Source organism: Aestuariibacter sp. A3R04 (genome assembly GCF_018860805.1).
Taxonomy (GTDB): domain Bacteria; phylum Pseudomonadota; class Gammaproteobacteria; order Enterobacterales; family Alteromonadaceae; genus Alteromonas.
Window position 1 is genome coordinate 407,534 of the sequence record NZ_JAHKQR010000001.1, and the last position, 15,802, is coordinate 423,335.

The window sequence follows — 15,802 nt, forward strand, 5'->3', positions numbered from 1 at the left end:
ATTATTTCATTGATATTTATTTAATTTTAATGTCGTTAGACGGCTTATTTATGTACTGGAATGGCAAAAACACAATTTAAAGCGTTAACATTTGGTTGACATGAACATTGGGGCAACATAACATACTTTTACTGTAATCGTTTACATGTTGTGTTGTTGCTGCTTTTTGGGAGTAATATGTGATTAACATATAAATTGTTGTTTTTGTGGGGTTTTATTTGGAACCTGCAATTTTATGTTTATGTTTACATAACGGGTACAAAGGACGGCAAAGGATTGACTCCGCTTTTGGTTATACCTTGCTGAACAATTGGCCAAGTCCGTAGCACCACTGATCAGTAAATTCCGCTCGTTTGGAGCTATAGAGTATAAAATGACATTTTTCATAGGTATAGACGGTGGCGGTTCTCACTGCCGGGCATTGTTGCAAGACGCTAACGGCACGTACCTTGGCGAGGGTCAAGGCGGACCAGCGAACCCGGTGAACGGTGTACAGTTAGCTCAAAGTGCCATCCTCGATGCATGTGCGCAGGCCATAGGTCAGGCCGGTCTGCCACAGTCTGCTCTGTCGTCGTGTTGCGTGGGCGCAGGCCTTGCTGGTTTGCATTTACCCGCTATGGCTAAAGCAATGGAAAACTGGGTTCATCCTTTTCAGTCTATGTGTGTTACTACCGATCTTCATGCGGCCATACTAGGGGCGCATCAGGGAAGGGATGGCGCTGTGTTAATACTGGGTACCGGGTTCAGTGCCCTTGCTATTAGCAAGAATCGCGAATTGGCTCTCGGTGGCATGGGGTTTCCTGTGAATGCTCTTGGTAGCGGTTCCTGGCTTGGTTTAGAGGCAGTAAAAGCCGTGTTGTTAGCAGCTGATGAACTGGGGCCCGAGACTTTGTTACAGGAGTTACTGCTGGCCAATACCTCTTCGGTAGAACTGGCACAAAAAACGGTAAATGGCGACGCCACTATTTTTGGGCGTTTTGCCCCTCTGGTGTTTGAAGCTGCAGCAAAAGGCGATGCTGTGGCAGAAGGGTTGCTAAATCAGGCTGCGGCATTTGCCGAACGAGTAATACGTAAGATGACAACTTTTGGGGCGCCTGAAACTGTACTAATTGGCAGTGTGGCTCACGCTCTAAGGTCCCGATTGGCCCCCCAAATTCAAGAGCTCATTACTGAGGGGGAAGCCTCACCGCAAGCAGGCGCAATTTTGTTTGCCAAACAAGTATCTAATCATTCAATTTAGACGAGGAATCGGTATGACTACACGGCGTCGCTTTTTACAGCTATCTGCATTTACCGGGGCAATCAGCGCAGCGTTACCCGCGTTTGGTAAGCAAAGTACTACACAAAATAAGCCTGTTGTCGTGTCTACCTGGGAACACGGTATGCCAGCCAACGCGGCGGCCTGGCGTGTGCTGAGTCAAGGCGGTAGGGCTATTGATGCTGTCGAGCAGGGCGTGCGGGTACCTGAAGGTGACCCCTCAGTACGGACCGTTGGTATTGGCGGATACCCCGACGCCGAAGGTAATGTGACACTGGATGCCTGCATTATGGATGAAAACATGAACTGCGGAGCGGTGGCGTACTTGCAGGGCATTAAGCATCCTGTTTCGGTGGCAAGGTTGGTAATGGACAATACGCCCCACGTGATGTTGGTGGGTGAAGGTGCGAAAAAGTTTGCTCTTGAACAGGGGTTTGTTGAAGAAAATCTACTTACGGACGAGGCAAAAAACGATTGGCAACAATGGCTGAAAACACGAGAAGTGCAGCAAATTAACATTGAGAACCACGATACCATTGGCATGCTGGCACTGGACAATAAGGGAAATCTTTCAGGTGCCTGTACTACCTCGGGGGCTGCGTACAAAATGCCGGGTAGAGTTGGTGATTCTCCCATTATTGGCAGTGGATTATATGTAGACAACGAAGTTGGCGCGGCCACCGCCACGGGCATGGGTGAGTTAATGATGAAAACCGTGGGTTGCCATTTGGTGGTTGAGCTTATGCGCCAAGGGGCATCTCCGGCAGAAGCGTGTGAAGGTGCGGTGGAAAGGATTGCAAGAAAACTGGGTGATTACAAAGCCTTTCAGGTTGGCTTTTTAGCTTTAAATAAGCAGGGGCAGTACGGTGCTCACTGTATTCAACCCGGCTTTAATTATGCGGTTCAGGATAGTGCTGGAAGCCGCCTGATAGACGGCAACAGCTTGTTGAGAGGAGCATAAGTAATGGTGAAATTACTACTGACTTTGGGTACTTTCGTTGCTGCTTTTAATGCTTTTGCGGCCGGTCAATCTGATACAATATCACCAAATTCTCCTCCCTTTGCGCTTACGCTGGAACAACTCAGCCAGTGGTCGCCAGACTCCCCTTTGGCGAACGAGGCCAATGTGGCGCGGGTTGGACTTGCCAGACGTCAACCGGCCTTTCTGGAGCCAGGGCTTCCTTTACATAACCAGCCGGATAGTCAGGCAAAGGTACTTTACGCACCAGACGGCATGAATAACTTTGCTAATTATCTCACTCGTCAGCCGAAATTTAATGTGTACAACTTTACGCATTGGGCTGATATCGATGTGCTTAATTGGTTTGCCGGCACGGCACAATACACCATTCAAATCCCTGCCAGACCATGGGTGGAAGCTGCACATAAAAATGGCGTAAAGGTAATAGGCTCGGTGTTCCTCGGTGTGGCGCGTTGGGGGGGGAACGCAGATACTGTTGAAGCGTTACTCAAACAGGATGAGCAAGGGCGCTTTGTCATGGCAGATAAGCTGATCCACATTGCACGTTATTACGGCTTTGACGGTTGGTTGATGAATCAGGAAACCGACCTAACTGCAGTAAAAGATGCCGAAAACAACCTTCTTAAAGGTGAGAAGGACCGAGAACAGGGGCTTGAACTGGCGCCGCGAGTGAAGGCATTTATGCAGTATCTCACTGCAAATGCGCCTGCAGGAATGGAAATTCACTGGTACGACGCCATGATTGATACGGGAGAAGTGAAGTGGCAAAACACACTGAATGACGCAAATGGCAGCTACTTGCAAGATGGCGCTATTCGTACCAGTGATGCCATGTTCCTGAACTATTGGTGGAATGCCGCAATGGTTGACGGTTCAGTGGAAAAAGCCAAACAGCTTGGACGTTCTGCTTACGATGTATATACCGGTGCAGATCTGTGGCCACAGCGGGATGCACAAGCAGCGTTCAGTGAATACCAATGGTATCACTGGCTATTTGACGGTAATCGGGCGAAAACATCACTGGCCGTATTTGCACCGAATTTTAACTACAACTTTGTCGGAGATGACAAACGGCAACCATTTAGTGTATTTCAACAAGATGGGGCAGACGCCTGGCGTTTTTATCGCACTGAGCAGCGCTTGTTCAGTGGAGACGATTACAACCTGGCCACAGAAGACAGTCACGGCTGGCCCGGGTTGGCAAGTAAATTAGCGGCTTCTACCACCCACTTAAGTTTGCCATTTACCACCACGTTCAACACAGGGCACGGTCAGTTTTGGTTTAGTGAAGGTGAAAAAGTCTCTGGTGAATGGGCGGATATCAGCGAACAAACGCCGTTACCGACCTGGCAGTTTGCTTTATATGGTACTGATGAAAAAGATCCCTTTTCAGTGTCCTACACCTTTAAAGATGCTTACCAGGGAGGCAGTGCCCTGCACCTTGCCGGGGATGCATCGGGAGAAAGACTTCCCCTATTTGCCACCCGGTTTGCGTTATCTGAAGGAAGCACCTTGTCGTTTGTCACAAAAGGGAAACTTTCAGGTTTGTCCATATATCTACAGGACAGCAAAGGCAAGCGATGGCTGTTTCCCTTGCTAGATAACTCTGGCTGGCAGACTCAATCGCATTCACTGTCTGCACTAAATGGTGCTCATGTGGCGCAGATTGGTGTTGTGGCAAGCACAACTGGGGAAGCCATTGACGGACTGCTCGGCGCATTGACGGTAGCACCATGATTCCCCTGGAGATATGCCTGGAAGCTGACACCAGCCATTTGGAATACAACCTGGAGCAAGTGCACAGATGCGGCGTTGCCCGGGTTGAGTTGTGTGCCAACATGGCAGAAGAGGGGTTAACGCCTTCTGCACAGGCCATTACTCAGGCAAGAAGCATTTTTAAAAACGGCGAGCTGTTGGTGATGATCCGGCCGCGAGGCGGCCACTTTTGTTATTCTGCAACCGAGTGTCAAACGATGGCGTCGAGTATTGATATGGCTGCTGATTTGGGAGCTGATGGCGTTGTTCTTGGCGTGCTCGACCATACACTGGCCCTGCAACGCAGAGCGAGTGCCAGGCTAATTAATCGAGCCAGAAAGCAACGCCTTTCAGTTACCTTTCACCGGGCATTCGATGCAATTAACAACCCGCTTGAGTCAATGCGCACGCTTGTCGACATGGGTGTATCCAGGGTACTGACATCCGGTACGCCGTGGGAAAGCCGTCTAGGGGCCGTTGATGGCCTAAATTTGCTTGGAAAACTGCTCGCCATTACCAATGGCTATGCCGAGTTGGTCGTTGGCGGTGGCGTGACTGCTGAGAATGCACGCACCATTATCACATCACTTAACAATAATACCCGCTGTGAAAATCACGGCACACACACCGACTTCTCTCTCCATTGTTACTCGTCGGTGCTTAGTAATGGGATGATAAATAAAGATAAATTATCCCGCATTTTCAATTCCTGTCGCAGCACTTTCGAAGAAAACCGGTAGTGCAGTGACATTTAATCAAGATGATATCAATACTATGGTTAACAAGGCATCAATCCAACATACCGGCAACCTGTTACTCAACGGTGCATGGGAATTTAGGCAGGCGGGTACCGAACGTTGGTTTCCGGCTACTGTGCCCGGATGCAATTTTACTGATCTGATGGCCGCAGGACTAATTGACGACCCTTTCTATCGCGACAATGAAAGCAAGTTGCAGTGGATAGAGAAGGAAAACTGGGAATACCGGAAAATCTTTGTCGTTGATGAGGAGATGTTGTCGGCGCAATATATTGACTTAGTCGCAGATGGTCTTGACACATTTTGCGATATTTCAATTAATGGTCATCCCGTAGTCAGTACCGAGAACATGTTTGTGGGTTATCGCATAGCCTGCAAAGACGTCCTGGTGGCAGGTGACAACCTCATCGAAGTGGTTTTCAGATCTCCCATCTGCGAAACCATGCCTCGCTATGAACGCGCTGGCTACGCCTATCCTGCCGAAAACGACAAATCAGAAGAAAAGCTTAGTGTATATTGCCGCAAAGCGCCTTGTCACTTCGGATGGGACTGGGGCCCGCGCTTTGTCACCAGCGGTATCTGGCGCGATATCCAATTGTGCGCGTATAGCCACGCCCGTATTGAGGACGTGCATTATCAGTTGCTGTCGTTAAGTGATGAAAAAGCGGAAGTACAGTTTGTCATTGCGCTTGAAGGTGCATTGCCCGCAAAAAGCAGTCTGTCAATATGGTGTGAGCAAAGCGAGCAAATCGCGACCACAGTTGAAGCAACCGCGTTTGTAGACAATCAGGTGTGTGTGACCTTTACTATCGACAACCCTCGGCGTTGGTGGCCAAATGGCCTGGGTGAGGCCTTTTTGTACTATGTCGATTTTGCTTTGATCTGCGACGGTCTTGAAATCGACAAGTGGCAAACCCCTGTAGGGTTGCGAACAATTGAAGTCATCAATCAGCCCGATGATTTAGGGGTGAGCTTTTTCGTAAAAGTAAATGGTCACTCCGTTTTCATGAAAGGCGCTAATTATATTCCCGCTGACAGCTTTTTAAACCGCGTAGACGCCGAACGGCACAATGCGTTAATGGATGCAGCAGTAAGCGCCAACATGAACATGCTCAGAGTATGGGGCGGCGGTATTTACCAGGACGATACCTTTTATCGCATGGCAGACGAAAAAGGTTTGCTGATTTGGCAGGACTTTATGTTCGCTTGTACCTTGTACCCTGGTGATGAGGGTTTTATCGCAAATGTGAAAGCCGAAGCAGAGTACAACATTAAACGCTTGCGCAATCACCCTTGTATCGCTTTGTGGTGTGGAAATAACGAAGTAGACATGGCCATTAAACACTGGGAGTGGCCGGAAAAATTTGGCTATTCTGAGGCTGTTTATGAAGGGTTGAAACAGGATTATAAAGCCCTGTTCGACACTTTATTGCCTTCTGTGGTGGCAGAACTCGACAGCAACAGATTTTACATGCGTTCTTCACCCATCGGATTTTGGGAAGAAGACGCGGATCACATTGCGAATCACCATTTCTGGGGAGTGTGGCACGGCGAGCAACCGTTTAGTGAATACCAGAAACGTATCCCTCGGTTTATGAGTGAGTACGGTTTTCAATCGTTCCCTATGGCCCGTTCATTAAATCGGTTTACTGAAGAGGCAGATCGCGATTTGCAATCGGATGTACTGCGCGTACACCAAAAGCACCCCCGTGGTAATCAGTTAATTCACAGTTATATGGATGCGGAGTTCCGGCCTCCGAAAGATTTTTCCCAACTTTTGTATCTCAGTCAGGTTCAACAAGCTGAAGGCCTGAAACTGGCTTTTGAGGCGCATCGCGCAGCTATGCCTTTTTGTATGGGTAGTTTGTACTGGCAATTAAACGACACCTGGCCAGCTGCGTCTTGGTCGGGCATTGATTACTACGGCAAGTGGAAAGCACTGCACTATCAGGCAAAAAGAAGTTTTGCCGAACAGGTACTGGTGCTAACGGGTGATGGAAATACTGTGAAAGTGCAGGCTGTAAATGATGCATTGGTCCCGGTGCAGGCAGCGCTTGAACTGTCGCTGCAAGATTTCAATGGGAATGTCAGATGGACTTACACCCGTGAAGTAATACTACAACCTGCGTCAAGCGTGCTACTGCACACGCAGGATCTGGCTGAGCTAGGGGACATTCAAACCGACGAATGCGTGTTGGTTGCCTCGCTGACAGAAAATACAAACCGCCTTTCTATCACGTATTTCTATTTTGAACCCCACAAGGTCCTGCGACTAGCGAAGAGCGAAATTAGTCTTAGTACTACTATTGCTGGAGATGAGTTGCAGGTTGTTTTACAAGCGCCGGTTCTGCATCGCCATGTTTTTGTCGATGTACCGCATACAGTGGCGAATTTCTCTGATAATTTTTTTGACTTACTTGCGGGTGAGCAAAAAGTTATCAGTTTGCCGCTTACAGGCATGACTCAAGACGAACGGGAACAATGCCAGCAAGGCATTGTGTGTCAGTCGTTGATCGACAGTTTTACGGGATAATAGTATGAACTTAAGTGCCATCGACTTAGTGGTTATTGCCGGGTACCTGCTGGGCACCTTATTGCTTGGGTTTTATATTTCCAAAAAAGCCAGCAAAGATATGAACGCCTATTTTCTGGCGGGGAAGAAAATTCCCTGGTGGGCACTTGGCGTGTCAAATGCGTCAGGCATGTTCGATATTACCGGCACCATGTGGTTGGTGTCGATGTGCTTTGTCTATGGCCTTAAAAGCGCATGGCTCCCCTGGATCTGGCCTATTTTTAATCAGATTTTCCTGATGGTGTACTTGTCGGTTTGGTTGCGCCGCTCTAACGTGATGACAGGGGCGCAGTGGCTGGAAACCCGTTTTGGCACAGGAAAAAGTGCAGAGTTATGTCAGTTGGTGGTCGTGATATTTGCGCTAATCAGTGCCGTCGGTTTTATCGCTTACGCGTTCAAAGGGATCGGTAAATTCGCTGCCATATTCTTCCCTTGGGAAGTGTCTCCGGATATCTACGCACTGGTAATTTTCTCCATAACTACCTTGTATGTCATTAAAGGCGGTATGTACTCGGTGGTATTTACCGAAGTACTACAGTTTATCATCATGACCATTGCTGCTGTGGCGGTTGGCGTGATTGCCATGAACCTGGTATCACCTGAGCAAATCGACGCGGCAACACCCGAAGGATGGGCGAGTATCACCTTCGGTTGGCAACTGGACTTAAACTGGCAGGGCCTAATTGACAGTGTGAATAGCAAAATTCACAGTGATGGCTTCGAACTCTTCGGTCTGATGATTATGATGATGCTGTTCAAAGGCACTCTGTTTTCCATGGCCGGTCCCGTGCCGAATTACGACATGCAGCGGATTTTGGCTACCAAATCTCCCAAAGATGCAGCCAGGATGAGCGGGTTGGTCTCCCTGGTTATGTTTTTGCCCCGCTATATGATGGTGGCAGGGCTCACTGTGTTGGCCCTGGTCTACATGGGCCCAGACATCCAGGCCCAGGGCGAACAATTCGATTTCGAGCAAATTCTTCCTTACGCCATCAATAACTTTGTTCCCGTTGGCCTGACAGGGCTGTTGATTGCCGGTTTACTTGCAGCCTTTATGTCTACTTTTGCCGCTTCTGTAAACGCAGCGCCAGTGTATTTCGTCAACGATATTTACAAGCGCTACTTCCGCCCCGATGCTGATAAGAAGACCTATGTGCGGGTGAGTTATCTGGTGAGTTTTACTATGGTGGCCATTGGTATTGGGTTGGGCCTGGTGCTCGGCTCTATCAACGATATTATGCAATGGATATTTGGTGCATTATTTGGCGGCTATGCGGCTGCAAACCTGCTCAAGTGGCATTGGTGGCGCTTTAATGCGTTTGGCTATTTTTGGGGCATGATAGCGGGCTTGTTGTGCTCGTTGTTCTTACCTTTATTAATGCCAGACGTGCATCCGTTGATGGCATTTCCAGTTTTACTAGCCCTGAGTTTATTGGGTTGTGTCGCCGGTACATTACTAACTCCGCCGGAAGACGATGCCGTGTTGTGTGCTTTCTATCGTCAGGTACGGCCGTGGGGAGTGTGGGGGCCAATTCGCGATAAAGTGATGGCTGATGATCCTAACTTCGTGCGCGACGACCACATACTGCGTGATGCCATTAATATTGCAGTGGGTATGGCCTGGCAAATCAGCCTGGTTGTATTGCCTATTTACCTGGTTATCCGCGACTGGGATGGCGTGGCTGCAGCTCTCGTTGTCACTATCGTTACCATGTGGTTCCTGAAAAGGAACTGGTTAGACAAATTAAAAGACTGAGATATACACATGAAACAATTAATTAGAACCCGCCTTGTAGCCGGGGTTACCGCGACGCTTATCGTTGCCGGCTGTGCGTCGACGGCAACGCAAACTGCAGATATATCGGCAACGCAATCCCCCTCGGGTGTTGACAAAGCCTTGCTCGACTATGTCGATCCCTTTATCGGCACTGGTGGCCACGGTCATACATTCCCTGGTGCATTAGTGCCTTTTGGCATGGTTCAAATTAGCCCCGACAATCCTTCCAAGGGTTGGGACTGGACATCGGGTTACCACTATTCCGATAACGTACTGGTAGGGTTTAGTCATACGCATTTGTCTGGAACGGGGGTTGGTGATCTGCTGGATGTACTGTTCATGCCATTTCGCGGAGAGTACACACAACGAAAACGGGATGAGAAAGGGCGCATCTTTACTCACTATGACCATGAAAACGAAACTGCCTCAGCGGGTTACTATCAGTTGTACCTGCCGGAAGAAAACGTGAATGTAGAACTCACGGCAAGTCGGCGTGGCGGTATGCACAGGTATGACTTCCATGGTACCGCTGACCGCAAGCTCTTGATTGATTTGGCATACGCACAAAACTACGACAAACCCGTGGTGAGCTTTATGCGTGTGGTAGACGATAAAACTGTAGTTGGCTATAGGTTGTCTACCGGGTGGGCACGCAATCAGCCGATTTACTTCAAGGCTGAGTTTAATCAGCCCTTTACCTATCAGTTTTACAACGATCAGAAAGCGGTAGATGGACACAACCTGCAGGCTGAAAAAAGCCAACTGGTACTCAATTTTTCAGGTGAGTCAGAGACGCCAGTGGAAGCCAGGGTTGCTTTATCTTACGTCAGTATAAAAGGGGCAGAGGCCAACTTTGACGCTGAATTGGCTGCACAGTCTTTTAGTAGTGTGAAAGATGCCGCAGAAGCTGCTTGGGCGGCACAGCTAAATAAATTTAGTGTGACAGATGGTAACGTCACGAATAAAACAAAGTTTTACACTGCCCTGTATCACGCTTTTGTGGCACCGCAGACATTCAACGATGTCAATGGCGACTATTTCGGCGCAGACGGAGCCACGCATAACAGTACTGCTTTTGAACGCAATTCGCTGTTTTCACTGTGGGATACTTTTCGTGCTCAACAGCCATTGATGACCTTGAGTAACCCAAAGCGAGTCGACGATATCGTCAAATCTCTACTGGCCTTTTACGATGAGACCGGCTTACTGCCTACCTGGGATTTAATGTCGAACGAAACCGACGTAATGATTGGCTATCACGCAGTGCCCGTGTTGGTGGACGCCTATCTCAAAGGGTTGACAACTGCTGATCCGGAGCACATTTATGAGGCCATTAAAACCTCTGCAATGCAGGACAAGTTTGGTATCGATTTATACCGCGAGTATGGCTATATTCCATCTGAAATGGAATTGGAGGCCGTATCTAAAACTTTAGAATACGCTTACGACGACTGGGCGATTGCGCAAATGGCCAAGGCGTTGGGCAAAGATGACGATTACAGGGAATTTTCACGACGGGCCAACAGTTATCGCACTTTATTTGATGCTTCTACCGGCTTCATGCGTGGTAAAAATGCTAAGGGTGAATGGGTGACGCCGTTTAACCCCACATATGTGGAGCATCGCAAGACCGATTACACAGAAGCGAACGCCTGGCAATACACCTTCTTCGTTCCCCACGATGTGCCGGGGATGATTGAGTTGTTTGGCGGTGAAGAGCCATTTTTGGCGAAACTGGATGAGCTTTTTTCTACCAGTTCTGAGTTGCAGGGTGATGTCTCACCGGATATCTCAGGCTTGATCGGTCAGTATGCTCACGGCAATGAGCCTGTGCATCACGTTGCGTACCTGTATGCGTTTACCGAAAACAAGCGTCATGGTGAAGCTCGCATAAAAGAAATTCGCGATACCATGTACCTGGCTCAACCCGACGGTTTGGCAGGGAACGACGATCTGGGTCAAATGTCAGCGTGGTATGCGTTTAGTGCCATTGGTTTTTATCCTATGAACCCGGTTGGCGGTGAGTTTATTCTGGGCACACCTCAATTTGAGGAAGTGGTGTTGAACTTTGGCCAGGCGCCGTTCGCGGTGAAGCGCAATACGGAGAGTGGGTCGCAATACGTAAAATCTGTAACCCTGAATGGGCAAGTACTGACGTCACCGGTAGTCACCTACGAGCAGCTTATGCAAGGGGGAGAGCTAATATTCTTTATGGAAGACGCAGAATAGGGTAGCCCGCAGGTTATAAGAAAATAAAAGGCCGCAATTGCGGCCTTTTATTTTATACATTAATTTTGGGCGAGCTAGCTAAAAAAATGCCAGACAATACTGTGCTCTGACCCCATGCTCCACAACAATACCACTGCAATCATCAGTACTTCGAGAACCAGTACACCTATGCACAGGGTAGAAGTAGACAGGATGAACCCTTGTTTACGGCTTATTCCCAGAAAGCTGGGGGTACCTGCATACAGCAAATATGCGGTATAGCAAAGGCCGATAACGCAGGCCAGTACACATAACCAAAACACGGGATATAGCGCAAATACGCCGCTGAGGAAAAGCGGTGTAGCAGTATAGCCGGCGAAAACGATACATTCCGCTTTAGATGGTCGCTCGGGGTATTTCTTTGCCATCCAGTGTATCACGCTTCCAACTACAGCAACGGCTGCCAGAATGAGCGCATAAAATACAACGCCCAAGGCCAACCCGCTTGTAACGGAAATTTGAAACACTTCTTCGCCGCCAAACGTCCAGCCAAACCGGGTTGTACCAATGAACGAACAGACCACGGGGATTAATGCGTACCAAAGAACGTGATGAGTGTAGAGGTGGCTTACCGTTTCGTGCTCCTCGTTAATAGAACGCCATTCTTTGTCCGGATGATGGATAAGACCCCAAATATGATTACTCATAAGTAACGCTCCTGACTGTGGAAAAAATGCACATCTCTATTATTAACATAAAAATAACATTAATCCACACTTCAGTAACATTTTGTGCTTAGTAAAAAGTCAGTGGTTTGTTATTTTTTGTCGAATACAGTATGCCGCTAATTCATCCCACGATGTGCTTCGGTAGCTGCAAACCAAATCCCGTTGGCATTGCTGGTAGATAAGTTCGCTATAGTTCGACAAGCCCAGACTGTAAATATAGTGTTCGTCTCCTACCACAAACTGATGTTTGTAAGGAAATAACACTAAGGCCGGGTCAGAGCGAATAAACCTTTTTGCTTCGACATATTCGGCAAACCAATGGTTCATGTGAGCGTCACAGGCGTGATGGTGCCACAAAGTGCAGTTTGGGCTCATGCTGCTGCCTTTTAAAATCTGCGAGGCGTCCTGCCAACTGGCAAAACCCACTTGTCGGGCAATAAGGTGTTTGGCTTGGGTCAGCGTGGTTGTTGCGCCTTCTTCTTTTAATGAGAGGTGGCGTTTTTTGGCGTGATAGCGGAGCTCATTGATAGCTTTAACCACAGTGCACCTCCGCAAAACAATTCGGCGCAAGGGGTATCACTGACAAAAGGATTGATTGAATCGGCCAAAGGTGACCAGGACAAGAATGTTTCATGTTCAACAGTTCCTAAGTAACGATGGCTTTCCGCAATACCAAACTTAGGTTCATGTGAACCAAAACAAAATGAGAAGGATAATACAGAGTGATGTCATCTTCAGCGGAGTGGCGTCTCTGCGAACCACGTCTGCAGTATAAATAGCGAGGTTAAAAAGTCAACAGCCGCAGTTGCGGCTGTTGGGGTGTAATTGTATCAGGATATTAATCGCCGTCGGTGACAAACCCCTCATTGGCGTGAATGGTCAATGGGTGGTAGCCGGGTTTAGCTTCTTCGAAGGCCTTTTGCGCGAAGGCTTTCCCTTCAGGCGTTTGTGACAACGCACGATAAAGAGGCTTCACCAGTTTATTGCGGCCAATATGCACAAGGTAGTCATAGAGACGCTCATAGGCCGGTTTGTATTGGTGGTTTACTGCTATCAACAGCCAACTATGTGCGATCTCATTGTTCTGACTCTGGGTAAGTGAAAAAGCACTATCTAAGTTGGCTAACTGGGCTTCAGACAGTCCATCGGGCATATTGTTGAGGAAATACAGCCATTCGTGAGTTGTCCAGTTTTCAGTATTGATAGCTTTAGCTGCAATGTCTCCGTTGAGCCAGGCTGAACGGACGTTATCTATTTTCGTAAACGCATCGGACTGAGGAACAGGCGCGCCGTCGGGAATTCCTGGTTCAAACACCCATTGGTGGATCCGCGCTTTGTCAAGCTTTTCAGGGTAATCCTTCAACAGTGTGTTATCTAGGTATGTCAGGAAGGTGTCAGTGGTGATACTTTGAAACGCAAAGTGATTAAAATACTGCATTAGAAAGGCGTCAAAGTTCTTTCGGCCTACGCGCTGTTCTAATTCTCGCAAAAACAATGCGCCTTTTTCGTAGGCCACATCTGAAAATACATCGTCTGGGTTTCGCCCACGCAAGTCGATAGCCAGAATCTCGTCGTTGTCGGGCAAGGCCGCCAAATCGTGCTCGAGGCTTTGATAGCCCAGTACGGCTTCCATGTTATATCTGTCGTTGCCATACAACATTTCCATAATTCGGTACGTCAGGTATGTGGTAAAGCCTTCATTGAGCCACAAATCCCGCCATGTGGCGTTCGTTACTGTATTTCCCGACCAACTGTGTGCCAGTTCATGGGCAATAAGTGATACCAGACTTTTATCCCCGGCAATAACTGTCGGTGTAATGAAGGAGAGTCTGGGGTTTTCCATGCCACCAAAGGGGAATGACGGGGGGAGGATTAATAAGTCGTAGCGATCCCAACTGTAAGGCCCGTAAGTTCTTTCTGTAAGTTCAAGCATACTTTCGGTGTCTTCAAATTCAGCCGCCGCTGCGGACAGAATTTCAGGCTCGGCATAAACCCCTGTACGCTGCCCCATGGGTTTGAAGTCCAAATGGCCAATAGCGAGGGCAATGAGATATGACGGGATCGGTTGGGGCATAGTGAACTGATAGTCGCCGTCTCTTGGTGTGTTTGGGTCGTTGGCGGCACTCATGACGGCCAGCAGCTCCTTAGGCGTGCGAATACGGGCGTTGTAGGTCACCCGAACCTGAGGCGAGTCCTGTAGTGGAATAAAACTGCGGGCGTGCACCGCTTGTGCTTGAGTAAATAAGAACGGGTGTTCTTTACCCTGGGTTTGTGCGGGAGTTAACCATTGCACGCCAGACGCATAAGGGGAGGTGCTGTAATTGATCGTTACATGGGTATTGTCTGGCGGGACGGTAATACTGAGGGCTGAGCCTAGGTTCACATCTTCGGGGCCCAATTCAAAAGTGGCAGGTTTCCCTTCTGCGGTAACGCTGTGTATTGTCAATGCCCTGGTATCTACAATAAGAGTGTCAGCTTTCGGATCTTTCCTTTCGAATTCCAGTTTCACCGAGCCGATGAGTTGCTTTTTTTCAAAATCGGCGGTGAGATCCAAATCCAAATGGGTCACTTGTATTTCGCTGGGATTAGAAAACGAGTGGTAGTCAGTTCCCGCTATTATGGCGGGCTGAGTGAACTCTGCCTCTTGCTTTGTTTCTGTCGATACATTCTGCTGTGCCGGCTGTGAGCAGGCGAACAGAAGGGGTGCCGAAACCAGCACCAATGAGAGTTTATTCATTGCTTTCCTTTACTCTTCAATTTAGTCTGATGGCTGTCAGATATGGTTGCTGGCAGCGTCAGGCAACCATACCAGTTGATCGGTGTTTCAAAAAGCCCAACACCATAAACGGGGCCAAAGGGTCGTCCAATGGTTAATAGCAAGTCGGCGTTGAACAGGTTATCGTAGTTATCTATTCATTATATTTTCAGAAGGAACAAAAGCATGAAAAAAGTACTGGTTGTCTTACTCTTAATTGTTGCGGTGGTGGTTGGTGGGGTTATCTATCTCGCCAGTGGCGCTAATGAATTTATTCGCGAACAAATTGAGACACAGGGCTCAACTTTTTTAGGTACGCCTGTCACTGTTGCCACTGTGGATCTGTCCTTTGCTGAAGGCAAAATCACCATCTCTGATATAGACGTGGAGAATCCGGAAGGTTTCAGCGATGAAGATGCATTTAGTCTGGATGGTGTCACCCTTGATTTAGCCGGTAGCACAGAAGAGCCTTATCGCATACAGGAAGTGTCCATTAATGCCCCGGAGATCCTGTATGAAGTGGATGCCAACGGAAATGGCAACCTGTTGGTGATTAAAGATAACCTTATGGCCAATTTGCCAAAAGGTGAGAGCGAGCCTTCAACCTCAAAAGGCGCCAATCCGAAGTTGATTGTGGACAATGTGACGGTCAGCAACGTCAAGCTTACTTTGAATTTCGAAAAGCTGGAAACCGGTGATTTTAAAATTGACAAAAAAGCTTATGAAGTAACATTGCCAACGTTCAGTGCTGGAGCAATTGGTCAACCCGATGGCCTGCCAGCAGACCAGGTTGGCGCTGCTATTGTGAGCAAAATGCTCGATAACGCTATCGCACAAGCGAAAGACGAAGCGAAGAAAATCCTGGCCGACAAAGCAAAGGAAAAGGTAAAAGAAAAAATTGATGAAGAAAAAGAAAAGCTAATGGAAAAAGGCAAGGACAAACTTAAAGATATCTTTAACTAATCCGAGCCACTGCAACAGGTTCCGGGCATGAGGCTGCGCCGAACCT

At 48.2% G+C, this 15,802-nt stretch carries 11 protein-coding genes; 8 read left to right on the plus strand and 3 right to left on the minus strand.

What is annotated here, in order from left to right; translation table 11 throughout:
- The first annotated feature begins 373 nt into the window (after nucleotides 1-373).
- From KO518_RS01755 to KO518_RS01785, 7 genes are read left to right on the plus strand one after another with little or no spacing between them, the layout of a single operon-like run.
- On the plus strand, nucleotides 374-1,240 hold the full coding sequence (locus KO518_RS01755; RefSeq protein ID WP_216024080.1) for a BadF/BadG/BcrA/BcrD ATPase family protein: 867 nt from the start codon (nucleotides 374-376) through the stop codon (nucleotides 1,238-1,240).
- Between the two features lie 13 nt (nucleotides 1,241-1,253).
- Nucleotides 1,254-2,219 (plus strand): N(4)-(beta-N-acetylglucosaminyl)-L-asparaginase, encoded by a 966-nt coding sequence (locus KO518_RS01760; protein WP_216024081.1) that lies wholly within the window; start codon nucleotides 1,254-1,256, stop codon nucleotides 2,217-2,219.
- Nucleotides 2,220-2,222: 3 nt separating this feature from the next.
- Nucleotides 2,223-3,977, plus strand: coding sequence for an endo-beta-N-acetylglucosaminidase (locus tag KO518_RS01765; RefSeq protein ID WP_216024082.1), 1,755 nt, complete (start codon nucleotides 2,223-2,225; stop codon nucleotides 3,975-3,977).
- A complete protein-coding gene (locus KO518_RS01770; protein ID WP_216024083.1) occupies nucleotides 3,974-4,735 on the plus strand; it encodes a copper homeostasis protein CutC in 762 nt (253 codons plus the stop codon). The genes KO518_RS01765 and KO518_RS01770 overlap by 4 nt, the downstream gene beginning before the upstream one ends.
- A 4-nt stretch (nucleotides 4,736-4,739) precedes the next feature.
- Nucleotides 4,740-7,286: a glycoside hydrolase family 2 protein gene (locus tag KO518_RS01775; protein WP_371742214.1), complete on the plus strand. Its 2,547-nt coding sequence runs from the start codon at nucleotides 4,740-4,742 to the stop codon at nucleotides 7,284-7,286.
- Nucleotides 7,287-7,290: 4 nt separating this feature from the next.
- A complete protein-coding gene (locus KO518_RS01780; protein ID WP_216024084.1) occupies nucleotides 7,291-9,081 on the plus strand; it encodes a sodium:solute symporter family protein in 1,791 nt (596 codons plus the stop codon).
- A 9-nt stretch (nucleotides 9,082-9,090) separates the two neighbouring features.
- Nucleotides 9,091-11,331: a GH92 family glycosyl hydrolase gene (locus KO518_RS01785; RefSeq protein ID WP_216024085.1), complete on the plus strand. Its 2,241-nt coding sequence runs from the start codon at nucleotides 9,091-9,093 to the stop codon at nucleotides 11,329-11,331.
- A 74-nt stretch (nucleotides 11,332-11,405) separates the two neighbouring features.
- On the opposite strand, the gene KO518_RS01790 is transcribed toward KO518_RS01785, so the two are convergent.
- The 3 genes from KO518_RS01790 to KO518_RS01800 all read right to left on the minus strand — a co-directional run bounded on the left by KO518_RS01790 (nucleotide 11,406) and on the right by KO518_RS01800 (nucleotide 14,775).
- A complete protein-coding gene (locus tag KO518_RS01790; protein ID WP_216024086.1) occupies nucleotides 11,406-12,017 on the minus strand; it encodes a Yip1 family protein in 612 nt (203 codons plus the stop codon).
- A 99-nt stretch (nucleotides 12,018-12,116) separates the two neighbouring features.
- Nucleotides 12,117-12,578 carry a hypothetical protein gene (locus KO518_RS01795; RefSeq protein WP_216024087.1) on the minus strand — a complete coding sequence of 154 codons (462 nt, stop codon included), beginning with the start codon at nucleotides 12,576-12,578 and terminating at the stop codon, nucleotides 12,117-12,119.
- Between the two features lie 298 nt (nucleotides 12,579-12,876).
- Nucleotides 12,877-14,775 (minus strand): M1 family metallopeptidase, encoded by a 1,899-nt coding sequence (locus KO518_RS01800; protein ID WP_216024088.1) that lies wholly within the window; start codon nucleotides 14,773-14,775, stop codon nucleotides 12,877-12,879.
- Between the two features lie 204 nt (nucleotides 14,776-14,979).
- Between KO518_RS01800 and KO518_RS01805 the strand changes: the two genes are divergently transcribed.
- A complete protein-coding gene (locus KO518_RS01805; RefSeq protein WP_216024089.1) occupies nucleotides 14,980-15,756 on the plus strand; it encodes a hypothetical protein in 777 nt (258 codons plus the stop codon).
- The last annotated feature ends 46 nt before the right edge of the window (nucleotides 15,757-15,802 follow it).

Bases quoted from the DNA above. Each gene is read 5' to 3' on its own strand.
- KO518_RS01760 (WP_216024081.1), top strand. From the start codon at position 1,254: ATGACTACACGGCGTCGCTTTTTACAGCTATCTGCATTTACCGGGGCA.
- KO518_RS01770 (WP_216024083.1), top strand. From the start codon at position 3,974: ATGATTCCCCTGGAGATATGCCTGGAAGCTGACACCAGCCATTTGGAA.
- KO518_RS01780 (WP_216024084.1), top strand. From the start codon at position 7,291: ATGAACTTAAGTGCCATCGACTTAGTGGTTATTGCCGGGTACCTGCTG.
- KO518_RS01805 (WP_216024089.1), top strand. From the start codon at position 14,980: ATGAAAAAAGTACTGGTTGTCTTACTCTTAATTGTTGCGGTGGTGGTT.
- KO518_RS01765 (WP_216024082.1), top strand. From the start codon at position 2,223: ATGGTGAAATTACTACTGACTTTGGGTACTTTCGTTGCTGCTTTTAAT.
- KO518_RS01755 (WP_216024080.1), top strand. From the start codon at position 374: ATGACATTTTTCATAGGTATAGACGGTGGCGGTTCTCACTGCCGGGCA.
- KO518_RS01800 (WP_216024088.1), bottom strand. From the start codon at position 14,775: ATGAATAAACTCTCATTGGTGCTGGTTTCGGCACCCCTTCTGTTCGCC.
- KO518_RS01790 (WP_216024086.1), bottom strand. From the start codon at position 12,017: ATGAGTAATCATATTTGGGGTCTTATCCATCATCCGGACAAAGAATGG.
- KO518_RS01785 (WP_216024085.1), top strand. From the start codon at position 9,091: ATGAAACAATTAATTAGAACCCGCCTTGTAGCCGGGGTTACCGCGACG.